This window comes from Methylobacterium symbioticum (assembly GCF_902141845.1).
Taxonomy (GTDB): domain Bacteria; phylum Pseudomonadota; class Alphaproteobacteria; order Rhizobiales; family Beijerinckiaceae; genus Methylobacterium; species Methylobacterium symbioticum.
The window spans coordinates 16951-30692 of sequence record NZ_CABFPH010000016.1 but is presented as its reverse complement, the minus strand read 5'-3'; the positions used below and the strand labels follow the sequence as shown (position 1 = coordinate 30692).

Annotated in this window: 16 protein-coding genes; 7 read left to right on the top strand and 9 right to left on the bottom strand. The window is 70.3% G+C overall.

Annotation, left to right across the window (positions count from 1 at the left end; translation table 11 throughout):
• The first annotated feature begins 63 nt into the window (after positions 1-63).
• Positions 64-705, top strand: coding sequence for an isochorismate family cysteine hydrolase YcaC (gene ycaC, locus MET9862_RS08070; protein ID WP_142582520.1), 642 nt, complete (start codon positions 64-66; stop codon positions 703-705).
• 54 nt (positions 706-759) lie between these two features.
• On the opposite strand, the gene MET9862_RS08065 is transcribed toward ycaC, so the two are convergent.
• From MET9862_RS08065 to MET9862_RS08045, 5 genes are all read right to left on the bottom strand, one after another.
• Positions 760-966 carry a Trm112 family protein gene (locus MET9862_RS08065; RefSeq protein ID WP_142582519.1) on the bottom strand — a complete coding sequence of 69 codons (207 nt, stop codon included), beginning with the start codon at positions 964-966 and terminating at the stop codon, positions 760-762.
• 24 nt (positions 967-990) lie between these two features.
• Positions 991-1659 (bottom strand): LON peptidase substrate-binding domain-containing protein, encoded by a 669-nt coding sequence (locus tag MET9862_RS08060; protein ID WP_142582518.1) that lies wholly within the window; start codon positions 1657-1659, stop codon positions 991-993.
• A gap of 28 nt (positions 1660-1687) precedes the next feature.
• The gene (trxA, locus tag MET9862_RS08055; RefSeq protein WP_142582517.1) at positions 1688-2602 is read right to left on the bottom strand and encodes a thioredoxin; all 915 of its coding nucleotides are present in this window, start codon (positions 2600-2602) and stop codon (positions 1688-1690) included.
• Positions 2603-2748: 146 nt separating this feature from the next.
• Positions 2749-3240 (bottom strand): hypothetical protein, encoded by a 492-nt coding sequence (locus MET9862_RS08050; RefSeq protein WP_142582516.1) that lies wholly within the window; start codon positions 3238-3240, stop codon positions 2749-2751.
• Positions 3241-3287: 47 nt separating this feature from the next.
• The gene (locus MET9862_RS08045) at positions 3288-4265 is read right to left on the bottom strand and encodes a glutathione S-transferase family protein (RefSeq protein WP_142582515.1); all 978 of its coding nucleotides are present in this window, start codon (positions 4263-4265) and stop codon (positions 3288-3290) included.
• A gap of 179 nt (positions 4266-4444) precedes the next feature.
• Here MET9862_RS08045 and MET9862_RS08040 point away from each other — a divergent pair, with 179 nt between their 5' ends.
• On the top strand, positions 4445-4672 hold the full coding sequence (locus MET9862_RS08040; RefSeq protein WP_142582514.1) for a hypothetical protein: 228 nt from the start codon (positions 4445-4447) through the stop codon (positions 4670-4672).
• Here the strand turns inward: MET9862_RS08040 and MET9862_RS08035 are convergent.
• Complete coding sequence (locus MET9862_RS08035) at positions 4665-5615, bottom strand: alginate O-acetyltransferase AlgX-related protein (RefSeq protein WP_142582513.1); 951 nt, start codon at positions 5613-5615, stop codon at positions 4665-4667. The two genes, MET9862_RS08040 and MET9862_RS08035, sit on opposite strands and share 8 nt — an antisense overlap.
• Positions 5616-5687: 72 nt before the next feature.
• On the opposite strand from MET9862_RS08035, the gene MET9862_RS08030 reads away from it, so the two are divergent.
• The 5 genes from MET9862_RS08030 (at position 5688) to oxlT (ending at position 11051) form a co-directional block, all read left to right on the top strand.
• Entirely contained in the window at positions 5688-6791 is a 1104-nt protein-coding gene (locus MET9862_RS08030; protein WP_142582512.1) for an SPL family radical SAM protein, read from the top strand.
• A 29-nt stretch (positions 6792-6820) separates the two neighbouring features.
• Positions 6821-7336: a 2'-5' RNA ligase family protein gene (locus tag MET9862_RS08025; RefSeq protein WP_142582511.1), complete on the top strand. Its 516-nt coding sequence runs from the start codon at positions 6821-6823 to the stop codon at positions 7334-7336.
• Between the two features lie 58 nt (positions 7337-7394).
• Entirely contained in the window at positions 7395-8105 is a 711-nt protein-coding gene (locus MET9862_RS08020; protein WP_244612626.1) for a phosphatase PAP2 family protein, read from the top strand.
• A 90-nt stretch (positions 8106-8195) separates the two neighbouring features.
• Positions 8196-9500 (top strand): Gfo/Idh/MocA family protein, encoded by a 1305-nt coding sequence (locus tag MET9862_RS08015; RefSeq protein WP_142582509.1) that lies wholly within the window; start codon positions 8196-8198, stop codon positions 9498-9500.
• A gap of 258 nt (positions 9501-9758) precedes the next feature.
• On the top strand, positions 9759-11051 hold the full coding sequence (gene oxlT / locus MET9862_RS08010; protein WP_142582508.1) for an oxalate/formate MFS antiporter: 1293 nt from the start codon (positions 9759-9761) through the stop codon (positions 11049-11051).
• Between the two features lie 272 nt (positions 11052-11323).
• Here the strand turns inward: oxlT and MET9862_RS08005 are convergent, their stop codons facing one another.
• The 3 genes from MET9862_RS08005 to MET9862_RS07995 form a co-directional block, all read right to left on the bottom strand.
• A complete protein-coding gene (locus tag MET9862_RS08005; RefSeq protein WP_185156791.1) occupies positions 11324-12316 on the bottom strand; it encodes a hypothetical protein in 993 nt (330 codons plus the stop codon).
• A 79-nt stretch (positions 12317-12395) separates the two neighbouring features.
• Positions 12396-13058, bottom strand: a complete 663-nt coding sequence (locus MET9862_RS08000) for an alpha-ketoglutarate-dependent dioxygenase AlkB (protein ID WP_142582558.1) — start codon at positions 13056-13058, stop codon at positions 12396-12398.
• Complete coding sequence (locus tag MET9862_RS07995) at positions 13055-13687, bottom strand: 2,3-bisphosphoglycerate-dependent phosphoglycerate mutase (RefSeq protein ID WP_142582507.1); 633 nt, start codon at positions 13685-13687, stop codon at positions 13055-13057. Before MET9862_RS07995 ends, MET9862_RS08000 begins: the two co-directional genes overlap by 4 nt.
• Positions 13688-13742 lie beyond the last annotated feature (55 nt).

Here is a 13742-nt window from a genome sequence, read left to right as displayed (position 1 = left end):
CGGGCCAGACCGGGCGGCGGCGAGCGAGGCGGCCGGTGCCGCTCGGAAGCGGAGATCCCAGTGATGAGCAAGCCCTACAGTCGCCTCGACCTCGACCAGGCCGTCATCCTCCTGGTCGACCATCAGGCCGGCCTCCTGTCCCTGGTGCGCGACATCGAGCCGGACAAGTTCCGCAACAACGTGCTCGCGGTGGCCGACCTCGCGGCTTATTTTCGAGTGCCGACGATCCTCACCACGAGCTTCGAAGAGGGGCCGAACGGGCCGCTGATGCCGGAGCTGAAGGCGAAGTTCCCCGATGCACCGTTCATCGCCCGACCCGGCCAGATCAACGCCTGGGACCATGCCGATTTCGTCGCCGCGATCCGGGCGACGGGCCGCCGCCAGCTCGTCATCGCGGGCGTGGTCACCGAGGTCTGCGTTGCCTTTCCGGCCCTCTCGGCGATTGCGGAGGGGTTCGAGGTCTTCGCGATCACCGATGCGTCGGGCACCTTCGACCCACTGGTGCGGGACGCGGCCTGGAACCGGATGTCGGCGGCGGGCGTGCAACTGATGACGTGGTTCGCGGTCGCCTGCGAGTTGCACCGCGACTGGCGTCGCGACGTCGAGGGCCTGGCGAGCCTCCTCTCGGCCCATATCCCCGACTACCGCAACCTGATGACGAGCTACGCCGCGCTGAAGGGGGCGATCCCGAGCCGGGCGGCGTGAGGGGAGGGCAGGCCCCGCTGCCCTCGAGGCGGCGGGGCGCGTCGTCGGAACAGCCTAGTCGATCAGCGGGCGCGCCTCTTCCGGCAGCATGATCGGGATGCCGTCGCGGATCGGGTAGGCGAGCTTGGCCGAGCGGCTGATCAGCTCCTGCCGGGCGGAGTCGTATTCGAGCGTGCCCTTGGTCAGGGGGCAGACCAGGATCTCGAGGAGCTTGGGGTCGACGCGGGTCGCCTCGACAGGCGCGGTGAGGTCGTTGGCCATCGGTTCAGTCCCTGCGGTCTCTCGTCACTGCAGCGTCGGCTCGGGGCCGGATCCGCGCACCAGTTCCATCTGCGTGACCGCGATCAGGATCTCGGCCCGCGTCTTCAGGTCCGCCGCCTCCAGCATGGCCTGCTTCTCGCGCACGCCGAAGGGGCTCATCATGCAGAGGGCATTGACGAGGGCCTCGTTCGGCGCCTCCTCGATGCCCGCCCAGTCGACCTTGAGGTCGTTGGATTCCACGAAGTCGCGCAGCGCTTTCAGCACGCCCTCGCGGTCCACCTGCTCCTCGCCCGCCCGCGCCTCGAAGTCTACCGCGAAGTCGTCGTAGGAGACCTGACAGCGGCGATAGGCGCTGGCGGTGGCGAGCTCGCTCTCGACGCGGAAGCGCGCGATCCCGGTGAGCGAGATCAGGTAGCGGCCGTCGCCGGTCTCGGCGAACTGGGTCAGCCGCCCGAGGCAGCCGACCCGGTAGAGCTTCGGGTTCATCGGCGAGCCGCCGCCCTCCGGGTCCGGCTGGATCATGCCGATGACCCGCTCGGTGCGCAGGCAATCGTCCACCATCGCGAGATAGCGGGGCTCGAAGATGTTGAGCGGCATCTGGCCCCGCGGCAGCAGCAGGGCGCCGGGCAGAGGGAAGACCGGGATCACGGCCGGACAATCGGCCGGGCTCCTGTAGCCCGCATGGGTGCTCAATCGCGCCTCCCCTCCGGCGATGCCGACGCTACGAGAACAGCAGCGTCGACAGCTTGCGCCGTCCGCGGATCGTGTCCGGATCCATCACGCCCCAGGCCTCGAAGAACTGGAGCAGCTGCTTGCGGGCGCCATCCTCGTTCCAGTCGCGGTCGCGGCGCCGGATCTCGATGAGGTGGTCGACTGCCGCGGACCGGTCGCCGCGGGCGGCGAGGCCCAGTGCCAGGTCGAAGCGGGCCTGATGGTCGTCCGGATTCGCCTCCACCTGCGCCTGCAGCCCGGCGAGGTCGCCGAGTGAGGCCGCCTGCTCGGCCAAGTCCAGAGACGCGCGGACGCTGACGAGCGCCGGGTCGTTGGCCTTGGCCTCCGGCACCATGGCGAGAACCTGGCGCGCGCTCTCCAATTCGCCCGCGTCGAGCTGGATCTTGGCGAGCCCGGCCAGGGCCGTCACGTTGTCCGGCTCCTGCTCCAGCACGGCGGCGTAGAGTTCCGAGGCGCCGGCGAGATCACCCTCGCCGGCGAGGCGGCTCGCCTCCTCCAGAGCGGCCTCGACCGGGCTCGGGCCGCCGGGGCCGGCGATCCGGTCGATGAATTTCTTCACCTCGCCCTCAGGAAGCGCGCCCATGAAGCCGTCCACCGGCTGGCCGCGCTGGAAGGCGATCACGGCCGGGATCGACTGGATACCGAGCTGGCCGGCGATGGACGGGTGCTCGTCGATGTTCATCTTGACGAGCACGACCTTGCCGGCGGCGGCCGTGACCACCTTCTCCAGAACCGGCGTCAGCTGCTTGCAGGGGCCGCACCAGGGCGCCCAGAAATCGACCAGGACCGGGCGGTTCATCGATTCGGCGATGACGTCCTGGCGGAAGCCCGCCGTCGTGGTGTCCTTGACGAGGTCGGCCGCGCCGGACTTCGGCGCGTCGCCGGCGAGGGAGTCGTTCAGCATCGGGTCGTGCCTCGGAATCTGGACGTGACGGCCGGGGCGGCCGGCTCCGTTAAGCCGAGCCCTAACCCCGATCGCGCCCGCGCACAAAACGTTGCGGGCGCCTGGGTAAATGGGATTCGGGAGGCGGCCTGACCAGCCCGCCGCGCTCAGCGCGCGGCTGGAGCCGGTGCCTGAGCGGCCTTGGTCGCCGTCACGAAGGTGCCGGCATAGGCGGCGCCGCCCGGCGCGTTCGCCTCGCAGGTGATCGCGGTCTTGCCCGGCGCCGGCGTCGAGAAGCTGCAGGCGCCGATCGCCAGCGTCGGGGCGGCCCCGCTCCCGCCCTGGCCCGCGATGACGAGGTTGATCGGCTGGAGCGGGTCGGTCTCCTCGGTGCGCTCCTGCTGGGCGCCGTTGCCGGCAAAGCTCAGGGTGCGGCCGTCGGCGGCCGTGAAGTCGAAGCTCGTCCGGCTGCGCGAGACCGTGTTCATCAGCGTGCCCTGACAAGCGCTGCTGAGGTCCTGGTCCGCGATCACCAGCTTCTCGCAGGTGCCGTCGAGCTTCACCGCGGTCTGGGCCATGGCCGGACCGGCGAGGAATGCAAGGGCGAGAGGGGCGAGGCGCAGGAGCGCCATCGGCGGCGTCGGGGCGGGCAAAGTCATGGTGGGCAGATCTAGAAAGGATCGGGCGCGCGTCGAGGGGCAGGCCGTCAGGCGCCGAAGCGCAGGGCCCGATCGTTCGGCGCCGCGAAGTCGAGGGCCGGGCCGAGCGGCACGACTCGGGTCGGGTTGATGGTGGTGTGGCTCCAGTAATAGTGCCGCTTGATGTGGTCGAGGTTCACCGTCGCGGCGATTCCGGGCAGCGCGTAGAGGTCGCGCAGGTAGTTCGACAGGTTCGGGTAGTCGGCGATCCGCTGCCGGTTGCACTTGAAGTGCCCGACATAGACCGCGTCGAAGCGCACCAGCGTCGTGAACAGGCGGATATCGGCCTCGGTGAGCCGCTTCCCGCAGAGATAACGGCCGGTGCCGAGCCGGGCCTCCAGGGCGTCGAGTTCGGCGAACAGCGCCTCGTAGGCCTCGGCATAGGCCTCCTGCGTGGTGGCGAAGCCCGCGCGGTAGACGCCGTTGTTCACCCGCTCGTAGACGCGGGCGTTGGTCGCGTCGATCTCGCCGCGCAGCGCCTCGGGATAGAGGTCGGGATCCGACCCGCCGAAGGCGTCATTCAGCATGCGGATGATCTCGGCCGACTCGTTCGAGACGATGGTGCCGCGCGCCGTGTCCCACAGCACCGGCACCGTGACCCGGCCCGTATAGTGCGGGTCGGCCTTGAGATAGACCTCGTAGAGGCGCGTGGCGCCATGGAGCGGATCGGGCGTCGCGCCCGGCGTATCGCCGAAGACCCAGCCCTCCGCGCCCATATGCGGATCGACCACCGAGACGGAGATCGCCTCCTCCAAGCCCTTCAGCGCCCGCACGGCCAGGGTGCGGTGGGCCCAGGGACAGGCCAGCGAGACGTAGAGGTGGTAGCGCCCCGACTCGCCCCGGAAGCCGCCCTCGCCCGAGGGACCGGGGCTGCCGTCGGCGGTCACCCAGTTGCGGAAGGCCGAGGCCTTGCGCTCGAAGCGGCCGCCGGTCGACCCGGTATCGTACCACTGGTCCTGCCACACGCCATCGACCAGCAAGCCCATCGTCCGTCTCCCATCTTCGTCCACTCAGATGGATGCCGGCCCATGCACGGGAAGCCCCTCAGCTTTGCGGCGACCGCCGGAGCAGGAGGCCGTTTCCGCATTGTGCAATGCACGCGTGCATGGCACTGATCTTGTGCAACGCACAAAGCGGCCGCCGCGCTGGCGGCCTGGAGCCGGACATGTCCTTCGCGCTGACCCTTCCCGTCGCCGAGGCAGCCCTGTTCACCACGGGCTGCCTGATCATTCACCTGCTGCGCCGCCATGCCGAGGTGGTGACGGCGGTGCTCGCCTGCCTGCTGATGATGGTGGTGCTGGTTCTCGGCATCGCCGGTGCGCCGGAGCCCTTCCTGAAGGCGCAGGCCAACAGCCTCTACGCGGATGCCGACCTGATCCATCTCGTCAACTGACGACGGGCGACGCCTCCGCCTGAACCGGCCGGCCGCCGGCCCGGTGGCCCGCCTCCACGTCGAAATCGTCGGCCGGCAGCCGGGCCAGGAAACGCTCGGCCAGCTCGAAGAGCAGGATGTCGGGCCGCACCCGCTCGATGTAGCCCCAATCGAGGCTCGACGACCAGACGAAGTGCACCTCCGCAAAGCTCTCGGCGAGGTAGCCGGTCAGCAGGATCGGCGCGAAATGCGCGCACGAATCGCCGAACAGGACGAGCCGGCGCGGGTCCGGCGCCGCCGCGTTGCGATAGACGACGTGCGCGCCGACATGCAGGTCCTTCGCCCGCCCCGCCGCCTCGTAGGCCGCGAGCAGCCGCCCGGTCTCGACACGCACCGCGTCGCGCTGGATCTGCGGGCGGCGCAGCCGTTCGGTCGGCTTGTGCGGCAGCTTCTCGCCGAGATCGAGCACGCGCTCCTCGGCGTAGTCCGGCCGCTCGGCGATATCGGCGGGTGGCACGGCGGCGAGGGCCCGCATGATCTCGCGATAGGCGAGCAGGCAGCCCTCGATCGTCCAGTGCGTATCGGTGCGCAGATAGAGCGGCACCGGCCCATCGCGGGCGGCGCGGAAGGGGCTCAGGAGGTCGAGATAGAAGGGCTTGCCGGCGAGCCGCCGGGCGAGCCGGCGCGTCGAGGCCGCGGCGGGATCGTAGGGCAGGTCGCGGGTATGATTCTCGTAGACCGAGAGCTTCTCCGGCACGATCACATGCAGGCAGCGGATGCCGAGCCGGCCGGCGCGGGCGGCGCGGGCCTCCATCAGGCGGGCCCAGGCGCGCAGATGCCACCCGTGGCGCAAGCCGCCCACGACGCCGCGCGCGTAGCGGTCCATGACGCGGTTGCTGCCGCCCGTCAGGAACAGCCAGCCGTCGCGGCCCTCGTGGACGATGTCCCATTTCCTGCCGAGCATGGCCGTGCTTTAGCGGCGCTGCGCCGCGGGCGATAGGGCGGACCCGGCAGAGGGAGCCGGCGTTGCCCGGGCATGGACCTCGCCCGCGCGGACGCGCCCCAGAGCCCGAACCTCCGGCCGGCCCGGCTCTGGCGCCCGCGCCGGGTTCTCGTCACGCCCGCCGCCCTGGAGCACGCGCATGGGCGCGCCATGGTCGCGCGGGCCGAAGCGCTCGGCCTGCCCGTCGAGCGGCTGCGGGCGAACCGCCTCACGGGCCTCGGGGGCGGCGATCCGCGCCGGGCCTACGCCGAGGCCAAGGCGACCCTTGCCCTGGTGGCGGCGCCGCCCACCAAGCTCAGGCTCCAGCCCATCCCGCCCTCCGCAGACTGGCGCTTCGACCTGGCCGAGGGCTGCCCCGCCCATTGCCAATACTGCTACCTGGCGGGCTCCCTGTCGGGGCCGCCGGTGACGCGGGTCTACGCCAATCTCGACGCGATCCTCGGCGCTCTCGCGGATTATGCCGGGCGCGGCGCCGTCACCTCGACCACGGAGGCGCGGGCGGGGGAAGGCACCACCTTCGAGGCCTCCTGCTACACCGATCCCCTCGGCATCGAGCACCTCACCGGCTCGCTCTCGGCGGCGATCCGGCATTTCGGTGCCTGGGACGCGCCCGTGCAGCTGCGCTTCACCACCAAGTTCGCGGCCGTCGCGCCGCTGCTCGGGCTCGACCATGGCCGACGCACGCGCATCCGCATCTCGGTGAACGCCCAGGGAGCCGCCCGCTACGAGGGCGGCACCGATCCCCTCGAGGCGCGCCTCGCGGCACTCGGCGCCGTGGCCCGTGCCGGCTACCCGGTGGGGCTGACGATCGCGCCGATCCTGCCGCTGCCGGGCTGGCGCGACGCTTATGCCGGGCTGATCCGCGAGGCGGCGCGGACCCTCGATGGCGTGCCCGACCTCGATCTCACGGCGGAGCTGATCACCCACCGCTTCACGCCCGGCTCGAAGACCGTCCTGCAGGGCTGGTATCCGGGCTCCGACCTGCCTCTCGACGAGAGCGCGCGCACGCGGAAGCTCACCAAGTTCGGCTCGGTGAAATACGTGCTCCCGAAGGACCTGATGGCGGAGATGCGTGAGGCGCTGACCGGGATGCTCGCCCGCGATCTGCCGGCCGCGCGCATCCTCTACTGGACCTGACGGGGGACCTGCGCCATCTGGCGCAGGCGATGCCCGACGCCCCCCTCATCCTGACCCTCGCCTTCGACGAGGCCACCTTCGCCCGCTTCGACGGTCTGCGGCGGCGCCATTTTCCGGAAGACCTGAATGTCATCCCGGCCCATGCCACCCTGTTCCATCACCTGCCCGGCGACCGGGAAGCGGCGGTGATCGAGACCGTGGCGAGCCTCGCCCGCGCGGAAGCCCCGCCCGAAGTGGCGGTGACCGGCCTGCGCTTCACAGGCAGGGGCGTCGCCTACAATCTCGAATCGGCGCGGCTCGAGGCATTCCGCGCCCGGCTGGCCCAGGCCTTCGCGGCGGAGCTGACGGCGCAGGACCGGCAGGGCTGGCGCCCGCACGTCACCGTCCAGAACAAGGTGCGGCCGGACGTGGCGCGCGCGCTGCACGCCGACCTCGCGGCAGGGTTCGAGCCGTACCGCTTCACCGCGCCGGCCACTCTGCTCTGGCGCTATCTCGGCGGCCCCTGGGAGGCGATCGCCCGCCTGAACTTCGGAGAGAATGCGTGAGGTCGGTCCGGTGAGTACCTACGAGCGCCTGCGCGGCAACCCGCTCACCGGCCGGGCCATGGCGGTCTGGCTGCGGCTGCGCCTCAACGAGGTCGGGCCGCTCGTGGCGCTGCTCACCGTCAGCGGCCTCGGCTACGGCTTCTTCGCCCTGGCCCACGAAGTCGGCGAGGGCTCGACCGAGGCGCTCGACCGCAGGATCCTGCTGGCGCTGCGCAACCCCGCCGACCTGTCCGACCCGATCGGGCCGCGCTGGCTCGAGGAGACCATGCGCGACATCACCGGGCTCGGCAGCGTCTTCACCATCGTGTTCCTCACCGGCGCGGTCGCCGCCTATCTGGCGCTCTCGGGCAAGATCCGGATCGGCGCCTTCGTGATTGCGGCGGTGGGCGGCGGCGAGATCGTCTCGACGATCCTGAAGCTGTTCTACCACCGACCGCGGCCGGACCTCGTGCCCCACGGCATGGAGGTGTTCACGGCGAGCTTCCCGTCGGGCCATGCCATGATGTCGGCCATCGCCTACCTCACGCTGGCGACGCTGCTCGCCCGCGTCGACCGGCACCGGCGGGTCAAGGCGCTGGTGCTGTTCCTCGGCGTGAGCATGACGCTGCTGGTGGGCATCAGCCGGATCTATCTCGGCGTGCACTGGCCGAGCGACGTGCTGGCCGGCTGGTGCGTAGGCGCCGCCTGGGCGGCCCTGTGCTGGTTCGTCGCCCTGCAACTCCAGCGCCGCGGCGAGGTCGAGGCGCCGGACCCGCCGCCGCCGGCGTGAGGATCCGGGGCGCCGCGCCGCAGGAACTCGGCCGCCGCGCTCCTCATTGGCCGGGCGAGACCATCCCTCGCAGAGGCAGCGGCACTTTTCATGGCAGACGATTTCGGGCTCTCCCGGCGCACCCTCCTGGCGGCGGGAGCCGCGCTTTCCGGTGCGATCGGCCTCGGCGGCGGAGCGGAGGCGGCCTCTCCGCCTGGCCCAAAGGTCCCGGCCGATACCGGGGCTGTGCAGGGCGAGCGGGTGATGTTCCCGAACTGGCGCGGCGAGGGTGACCGGCCGCCCGCACCGATCCCGGCGCCGCAGCCGCCGGGAAGCCGCGTCGGCTATTGTATCGTCGGCCTTGGGCGGCTCAGCCTCGAGGAGATCCTGCCGGCCCTCGGGGAGACGAAGCGCGCGCGCCTCGCCGCCGTGATGTCGGGCTCGCCCGACAAGGCGCGGCTCGTCGCCCGGCAATACGGGATCCCCGAGGACGCGGTCTACGGCTACGGCGACTGGGACAGGCTGAAGGCCAATCCGGAGGTCCAGGCCGTCTACATCGTCACCCCGAACGCCGTGCACCGGGACAACGTGATGGCGGCCGCGCGGGCGGGCAAGCACGTGCTCTGCGAGAAGCCGATGGCGGCCAATTCGGCCGAGGCCCGCGAGATGATCGCGGCCTGCGAGGCGGCGAAGGTCCGTCTGATGATCGCCTATCGCTGCCAGTACGAGCCCTTCAACCGCGAGGTGGTGCGGATCAGCCGCTCCGCCGAGTTCGGCCGCCCCCGCCTCATCCAGGCCTTCAACGGCCAGACCACCGGCCTACCCGAGCAGTGGCGCCTGCGCCGGGCGCTGGCGGGCGGCGGTGCGCTGCCCGATATCGGCCTCTACTGCCTGAACGGCGTGCGCGCGCTCCTCGGCGAGGAGCCGGCCCAGGTCACCGCGCAGATCGTCTCACCGCCGGATGACGGCAAGTTCGCCGAGGTCGAGGAGAGCGTGAGCTTCACTCTGGCCTTCCCTTCCGGCGTGATCGCCCAGTGCATGACGAGCTACGGCGTGCACGAATCGCGGCGCCTGACCGTGCATAGCGCGGGCGCCGAGATCGACCTGGAGAACGCCTTCGCCTATCGCGGGCAGCGCCTGTTCGTGACGCATCGCAGCGGCAAGATCGTCTCCCGCGACGAGCGTCAGCTCACGCAGAAGAATCAGTTCGCCCTGGAGATGGACCACTTCGCCCGCTGCCTCCAGGAAGGCCGCCGGCCCCGCACGCCCGGCGAGGAGGGGCTTCAGGATCACGTGCTGATGGAGGCGATCTACGAAGCGGCCCGCAGCGGCGCGCCCGTCAAGGTCGGCCCGCCGGCGGGTGCCGGGGACGGGCTCGACGTCACCCGCGGGCCCGAGCCGGAAGAGGCCGGCTGAGGGGTCGGCAACCGGTCTCACACGTATAGGGCGTTCCTTTAATCCCGGACATTCTGGCGTTCACGCAAAAATTTCGTGCGTGTTCTGCAAGAAAATTCCGATTGCAAACTCCCCTGTCATTACAAATACTGCATACCAGCGATCCGGCAGGCTCATAGCTGAGCTATGTCGGGCGCGGGCAAGCATCGACCGGAGGCGTGCGTGATCTTGCGAAGATCGCGCACCAACTCGCTGCCGGCAAGGGAGAAGGAGACGCCCATGACATCCTCAGCCGCGATACGCAGCGAGGCCAAACCCGCGACCGGACGCTGGCTTCAACTGGGCCTCGGCGTGGTCTGCATGGTGGCAGCCGCGAACATCCAGTACGCCTGGACCCTGTTCGTGCCCGAGATTCAGAAGACCTTCGGCTGGGATCGCGCCGCGATCCAGGTCGCGTTCACGATCTTCGTCATCGTCCAGACCTGGCTGACCCCGATCGAGGGTTACTTCATCGACAAGTACGGCCCGAGCAAGGTCGTGATGTTCGGCGGCCTGATGACCGGCCTCGCCTGGATTACCAACTCCTATGCCGGCTCCATCTGGGGCTTCTATCTCGGTGCGGTGATCGGCGGCATCGGTGTCGGCTGCGTCTACGCAACCTGCATCAACAATGCGCTCAAGTGGTTCCCGGACCGACGCGGCCTCGCGGTTGGCCTGACGGCCGGCGGCTACGGCGCGGGCTCGGCGCTGACCATCCTGCCGATCGCCAAGATGATCGATGCCGGCAGCTACGCGCAGGCGTTCTTCACCTTCGGCCTGATCCAGGGCTCGATCATCATCCTGGCGGCGATCTTCATGCGCGGCCCGGGCAAGGGCGAGATCAAGTTCTCGACCACCGTGCTGCAGAGCCGGCGCGACTACACCCTGCAGGAGGCGCTCTCGACGCCGGTCTTCTGGGTGATGCTGCTGATGTTCACCTGCACGGTGACCGGCGGCCTGATGGCGGTGGCCCAGCTCGGTGTGATCGCGCAGGACCTCGGCGTGAAGAACTTCCAGGTCAACCTGTACTTCTTCGCCATGGCGGCGCTGCCCTTCGCCCTGATGCTCGACCGCATCATGAACGGCATCTCGCGGCCCCTCTTCGGCTGGGTCTCGGACAAGATCGGCCGCGAGAAGACGATGTTCATCGCCTTCTCGATGGAGGGCATCGGCATCGTGGCGCTGGGCTACTTCGGCTCGAACCCCTGGGCCTTCGTGATCCTCTCGGGCATTGTGTTCCTGGCCTGGGGCGAGGTGTACTCCCTGTTCAGCGCGACCGCGGCGGACACCTTCGGCTCGAAGCACATCGGCAAGATCTACGGCGTGCTCTACTGCGCCAAGGGCCTGGCCGCGCTGTTCGTTCCCGTCGGCAACCTGCTGATGCAGGCCACCGGCACCTGGGCGACGGTGCTCTACACGGTGGCGGCCCTGGACCTCATCGCCGCGACGCTCGCCATTACCATGCTGCGGCCGATGCTGAAGCGGCACCATGCCAGCAACGGCGTGCTGAACCCGGTCGCCGTCGGCCACTGATCCCCGACGACGGACACGAAGATCGGGCGGACCGGGAGACCGGTCCGCCCTTTCCCGTTTCGAGGCGCCGCAGGTGCATCCGGGAATCCTGATCGGGAGACGGGCTCCGGGTTCCCGAGAGGACGCGCCCTCTCCGAGAGCCCGGGTGGAGAAGCTCGAGCATTTTCCGTGGAAGTGGTTGCCGGTTCCGCGAAAGAAAATGCGGTCCACTCAATCAGTTAGAGCATTTTCTGTGATCCTTGGATCACGGAAAATGCTCTCGGCGCGTCCGGTCACTTCACCTGCACGCTGTCGACCACCTCGCGGAACTTGGAGAGCGTCTCGCTGCGCTGGTCCTCGCGCACCACGCCGACGGCGCGCAGGTAGCCGTCTGGGGCGAAGCGGATGGTCTGGGCCACCACCACCGCCTTGTTCGTCGGCACGTCGACGGCGCGGGCAACGATCTCGTGCCAGTCGATGCCGTTCTGGCGGTAGCTCTGCGCCCGCTCAATCACGAAATCCTTCATGGTCTGGTTGGCGTAGAGCGCCGCGCGGGCGAAGGCGTCGCGCTGCTCCGCGGCCGGCGGCTGCTGCACCGCCTGGGCCAGAACCAGGATCGGCTGCTCCATGTCGAGCATCTGGTCCTTCGGACCGGCCGTCATCAGCACCGAATTGCCCGCGAGCACCCGCACCGGACGGAAGCCGGCCAGATCGGCGATGCGGAAGGGCAGCGCATCGACCTGCTGGGTGAGGCTGAGCGCCGGCCGCACCTTCACCCCGGCGAGCACGGCGCGCATGGTCGCCTCGGTCTCGGCATCGGGCAGGAACTGCGCGATGATCAGCCCGGTCACGGTCGAGTCGCCGACGAGCAGCAGGAGCTTGCGCACGGCCGGCATGCGCCCGGCCGGATCGGCCGGCTGCTCGCCGCTGTAGAGCATCGCCTCGGCCTCGCCGAGCTTCAGCGGCTCGCGCTTCTCCACCGCGAGGCCCTGGGTCAGCAGGTTGGCGTCGGTGAAGCTGGTGACGAGTTCCGCGAAGGCGTTCGACGGCAATTCCACCACGGAGATGGTCGCCCCGCCCTCGCGCCGTTCGAAGCCGGTGAAGCGGCGGGATGGCACCATGTCACTCGGCGGCTCGAAGCCGAAGCGGGAGCCCGGCGGGTAGACGGTCTCGGCCGCCCACGCCTCGGACAGGAGGGTGGCCCGCACCGTCGGGACGAGCGCAGCCGTCGTGGCGACGAGCCCGAGAGAGAGACCGAGAGACTGCGCAACCTGCCGCAACGACATCGGATCCGACTTTCCGCACGCGGGCACGAGCCTGGCGCCCTACTCCGCCTGCGATGGGTCGGCCGGCGCGGGGAGGCTGTCAAGCGGGTGAGTTTGCGGTCGTTCGGCCCACGCGCCGGATCGTGAGGTTGCAGCGCCAACCCGCTGGCAGGCTGGGGAGCGCCGGTTCGGATGCGAGCAGGTCCGCCTCCGGCAGGATGCGGTCGATGCCGTGGAAGGCGAGCCGCGCGGCGCCTCCCAGCACCAGGGCGTCGCCCGGCTGCAGCCGCACCGAGCGGGTCGGGTCGCCTCGCCGCGTCCCGCCGTAGCGGAACAGGGCCGGGGCGCCGAGGGAGAGTGAGACCACGGGCGCGGCGAGGTCGGCCTCGTCCCGGTCCTGGTGCAGGCCCATGCGGGCGTCGGGGGCGTAGAGGTTGATCAGGCAGGCTTCCGGCGGGTGCGGGTAGCCGGCGAGCTCGGCCCAGGCGCGCAGCACGGTCGGCGGCAGGGATGGCCAGGGCGCGCCGGTCTCGGGATGCTCCGGCTGGTAGCGGTAGCCCCGCGCGTCGGAGACCCAGCCGAGTGGCCCGGCATTGGTCATCCGCACCGAGAAGGGCTTTCCCGTGCGCGGCATGCGGGGAGTGTAGGGCGGGGCGGCCGCGAGCACGGCCGCGACCTCTCCGGCCAGCCCGGCCCGGGCGTCCGCATCGAGCCAGCCGGGGTGGTGGATCAGCCCCGGCGCGAGTTCGAACCCGGTGGTCAGACGTCGATGTCCCGCTCCAGCACCGACTTGGTCAGCACCGTGGTGTCGGCCTTGAGCCGATAGACCAGCGGCACGCCGGTGGCGATCTCCAGACCCGCGATGGTCTGGGTCGTCATGTGGTCGAGCACCATCACGAGGGCGCGCAGCGAGTTGCCATGGGCGGCCACCAGGACCCGGTCGCCCGCCATCACGCGGGGCAGGATGCGCTCGATGTAGAAGGGCAGCACGCGCGCGGCCGTGTCCTTCAGGCTCTCGCCGCCGGGCGGCGGCACGTCGTAGGAGCGGCGCCAGAGATGGACCTGCTCGGCGCCCCAGCGCTCGCGGGCATCGTCCTTGTTGAGGCCGGACAACTCGCCGTAGTCGCGCTCGTTCAGGGCCTCGGAGCGGATCGTCTCGATATCGGAGAGATCCATCTCGCCCAGCATCAGCGCGCAGGTGCGCTGCGCCCGGCCGAGGCTCGAGGTGAAGGCCACGTCGAAGCCGTAGCCCTCGCTCTTCAGCCAGCGCCCGGCCTTGCGGGCCTCCTCGACGCCCAGCGCGGTCAGGTCCGGGTTGCGCCAGCCCGTGAACAGGTTCTTGAGGTTCCACTCGCTCTGGCCGTGGCGAGCGAGGACGAGCAGGCGCTCCATCGAGGGGTCCGATCCTTGAGATGCCGCCGGGCTCCGATCCCGGCTTCGATGGCAC

What these genes read in the sequence shown, in the direction of transcription:
- ycaC (WP_142582520.1), top strand. Translation starts at nt 64, where the DNA reads ATGAGCAAGCCCTACAGTCGCCTCGACCTCGACCAGGCCGTCATCCTC.
- MET9862_RS08065 (WP_142582519.1), bottom strand. Translation starts at nt 966, where the DNA reads ATGGCCAACGACCTCACCGCGCCTGTCGAGGCGACCCGCGTCGACCCC.
- trxA (WP_142582517.1), bottom strand. Translation starts at nt 2,602, where the DNA reads ATGCTGAACGACTCCCTCGCCGGCGACGCGCCGAAGTCCGGCGCGGCC.
- MET9862_RS08050 (WP_142582516.1), bottom strand. Translation starts at nt 3,240, where the DNA reads ATGACTTTGCCCGCCCCGACGCCGCCGATGGCGCTCCTGCGCCTCGCC.
- MET9862_RS08045 (WP_142582515.1), bottom strand. Translation starts at nt 4,265, where the DNA reads ATGGGCTTGCTGGTCGATGGCGTGTGGCAGGACCAGTGGTACGATACC.
- MET9862_RS08040 (WP_142582514.1), top strand. Translation starts at nt 4,445, where the DNA reads ATGTCCTTCGCGCTGACCCTTCCCGTCGCCGAGGCAGCCCTGTTCACC.
- MET9862_RS08035 (WP_142582513.1), bottom strand. Translation starts at nt 5,615, where the DNA reads ATGCTCGGCAGGAAATGGGACATCGTCCACGAGGGCCGCGACGGCTGG.
- MET9862_RS08030 (WP_142582512.1), top strand. Translation starts at nt 5,688, where the DNA reads ATGGACCTCGCCCGCGCGGACGCGCCCCAGAGCCCGAACCTCCGGCCG.
- MET9862_RS08025 (WP_142582511.1), top strand. Translation starts at nt 6,821, where the DNA reads ATGCCCGACGCCCCCCTCATCCTGACCCTCGCCTTCGACGAGGCCACC.
- MET9862_RS08020 (WP_244612626.1), top strand. Translation starts at nt 7,395, where the DNA reads ATGGCGGTCTGGCTGCGGCTGCGCCTCAACGAGGTCGGGCCGCTCGTG.
- MET9862_RS08015 (WP_142582509.1), top strand. Translation starts at nt 8,196, where the DNA reads ATGGCAGACGATTTCGGGCTCTCCCGGCGCACCCTCCTGGCGGCGGGA.
- oxlT (WP_142582508.1), top strand. Translation starts at nt 9,759, where the DNA reads ATGACATCCTCAGCCGCGATACGCAGCGAGGCCAAACCCGCGACCGGA.
- MET9862_RS08005 (WP_185156791.1), bottom strand. Translation starts at nt 12,316, where the DNA reads ATGTCGTTGCGGCAGGTTGCGCAGTCTCTCGGTCTCTCTCTCGGGCTC.
- MET9862_RS07995 (WP_142582507.1), bottom strand. Translation starts at nt 13,687, where the DNA reads ATGGAGCGCCTGCTCGTCCTCGCTCGCCACGGCCAGAGCGAGTGGAAC.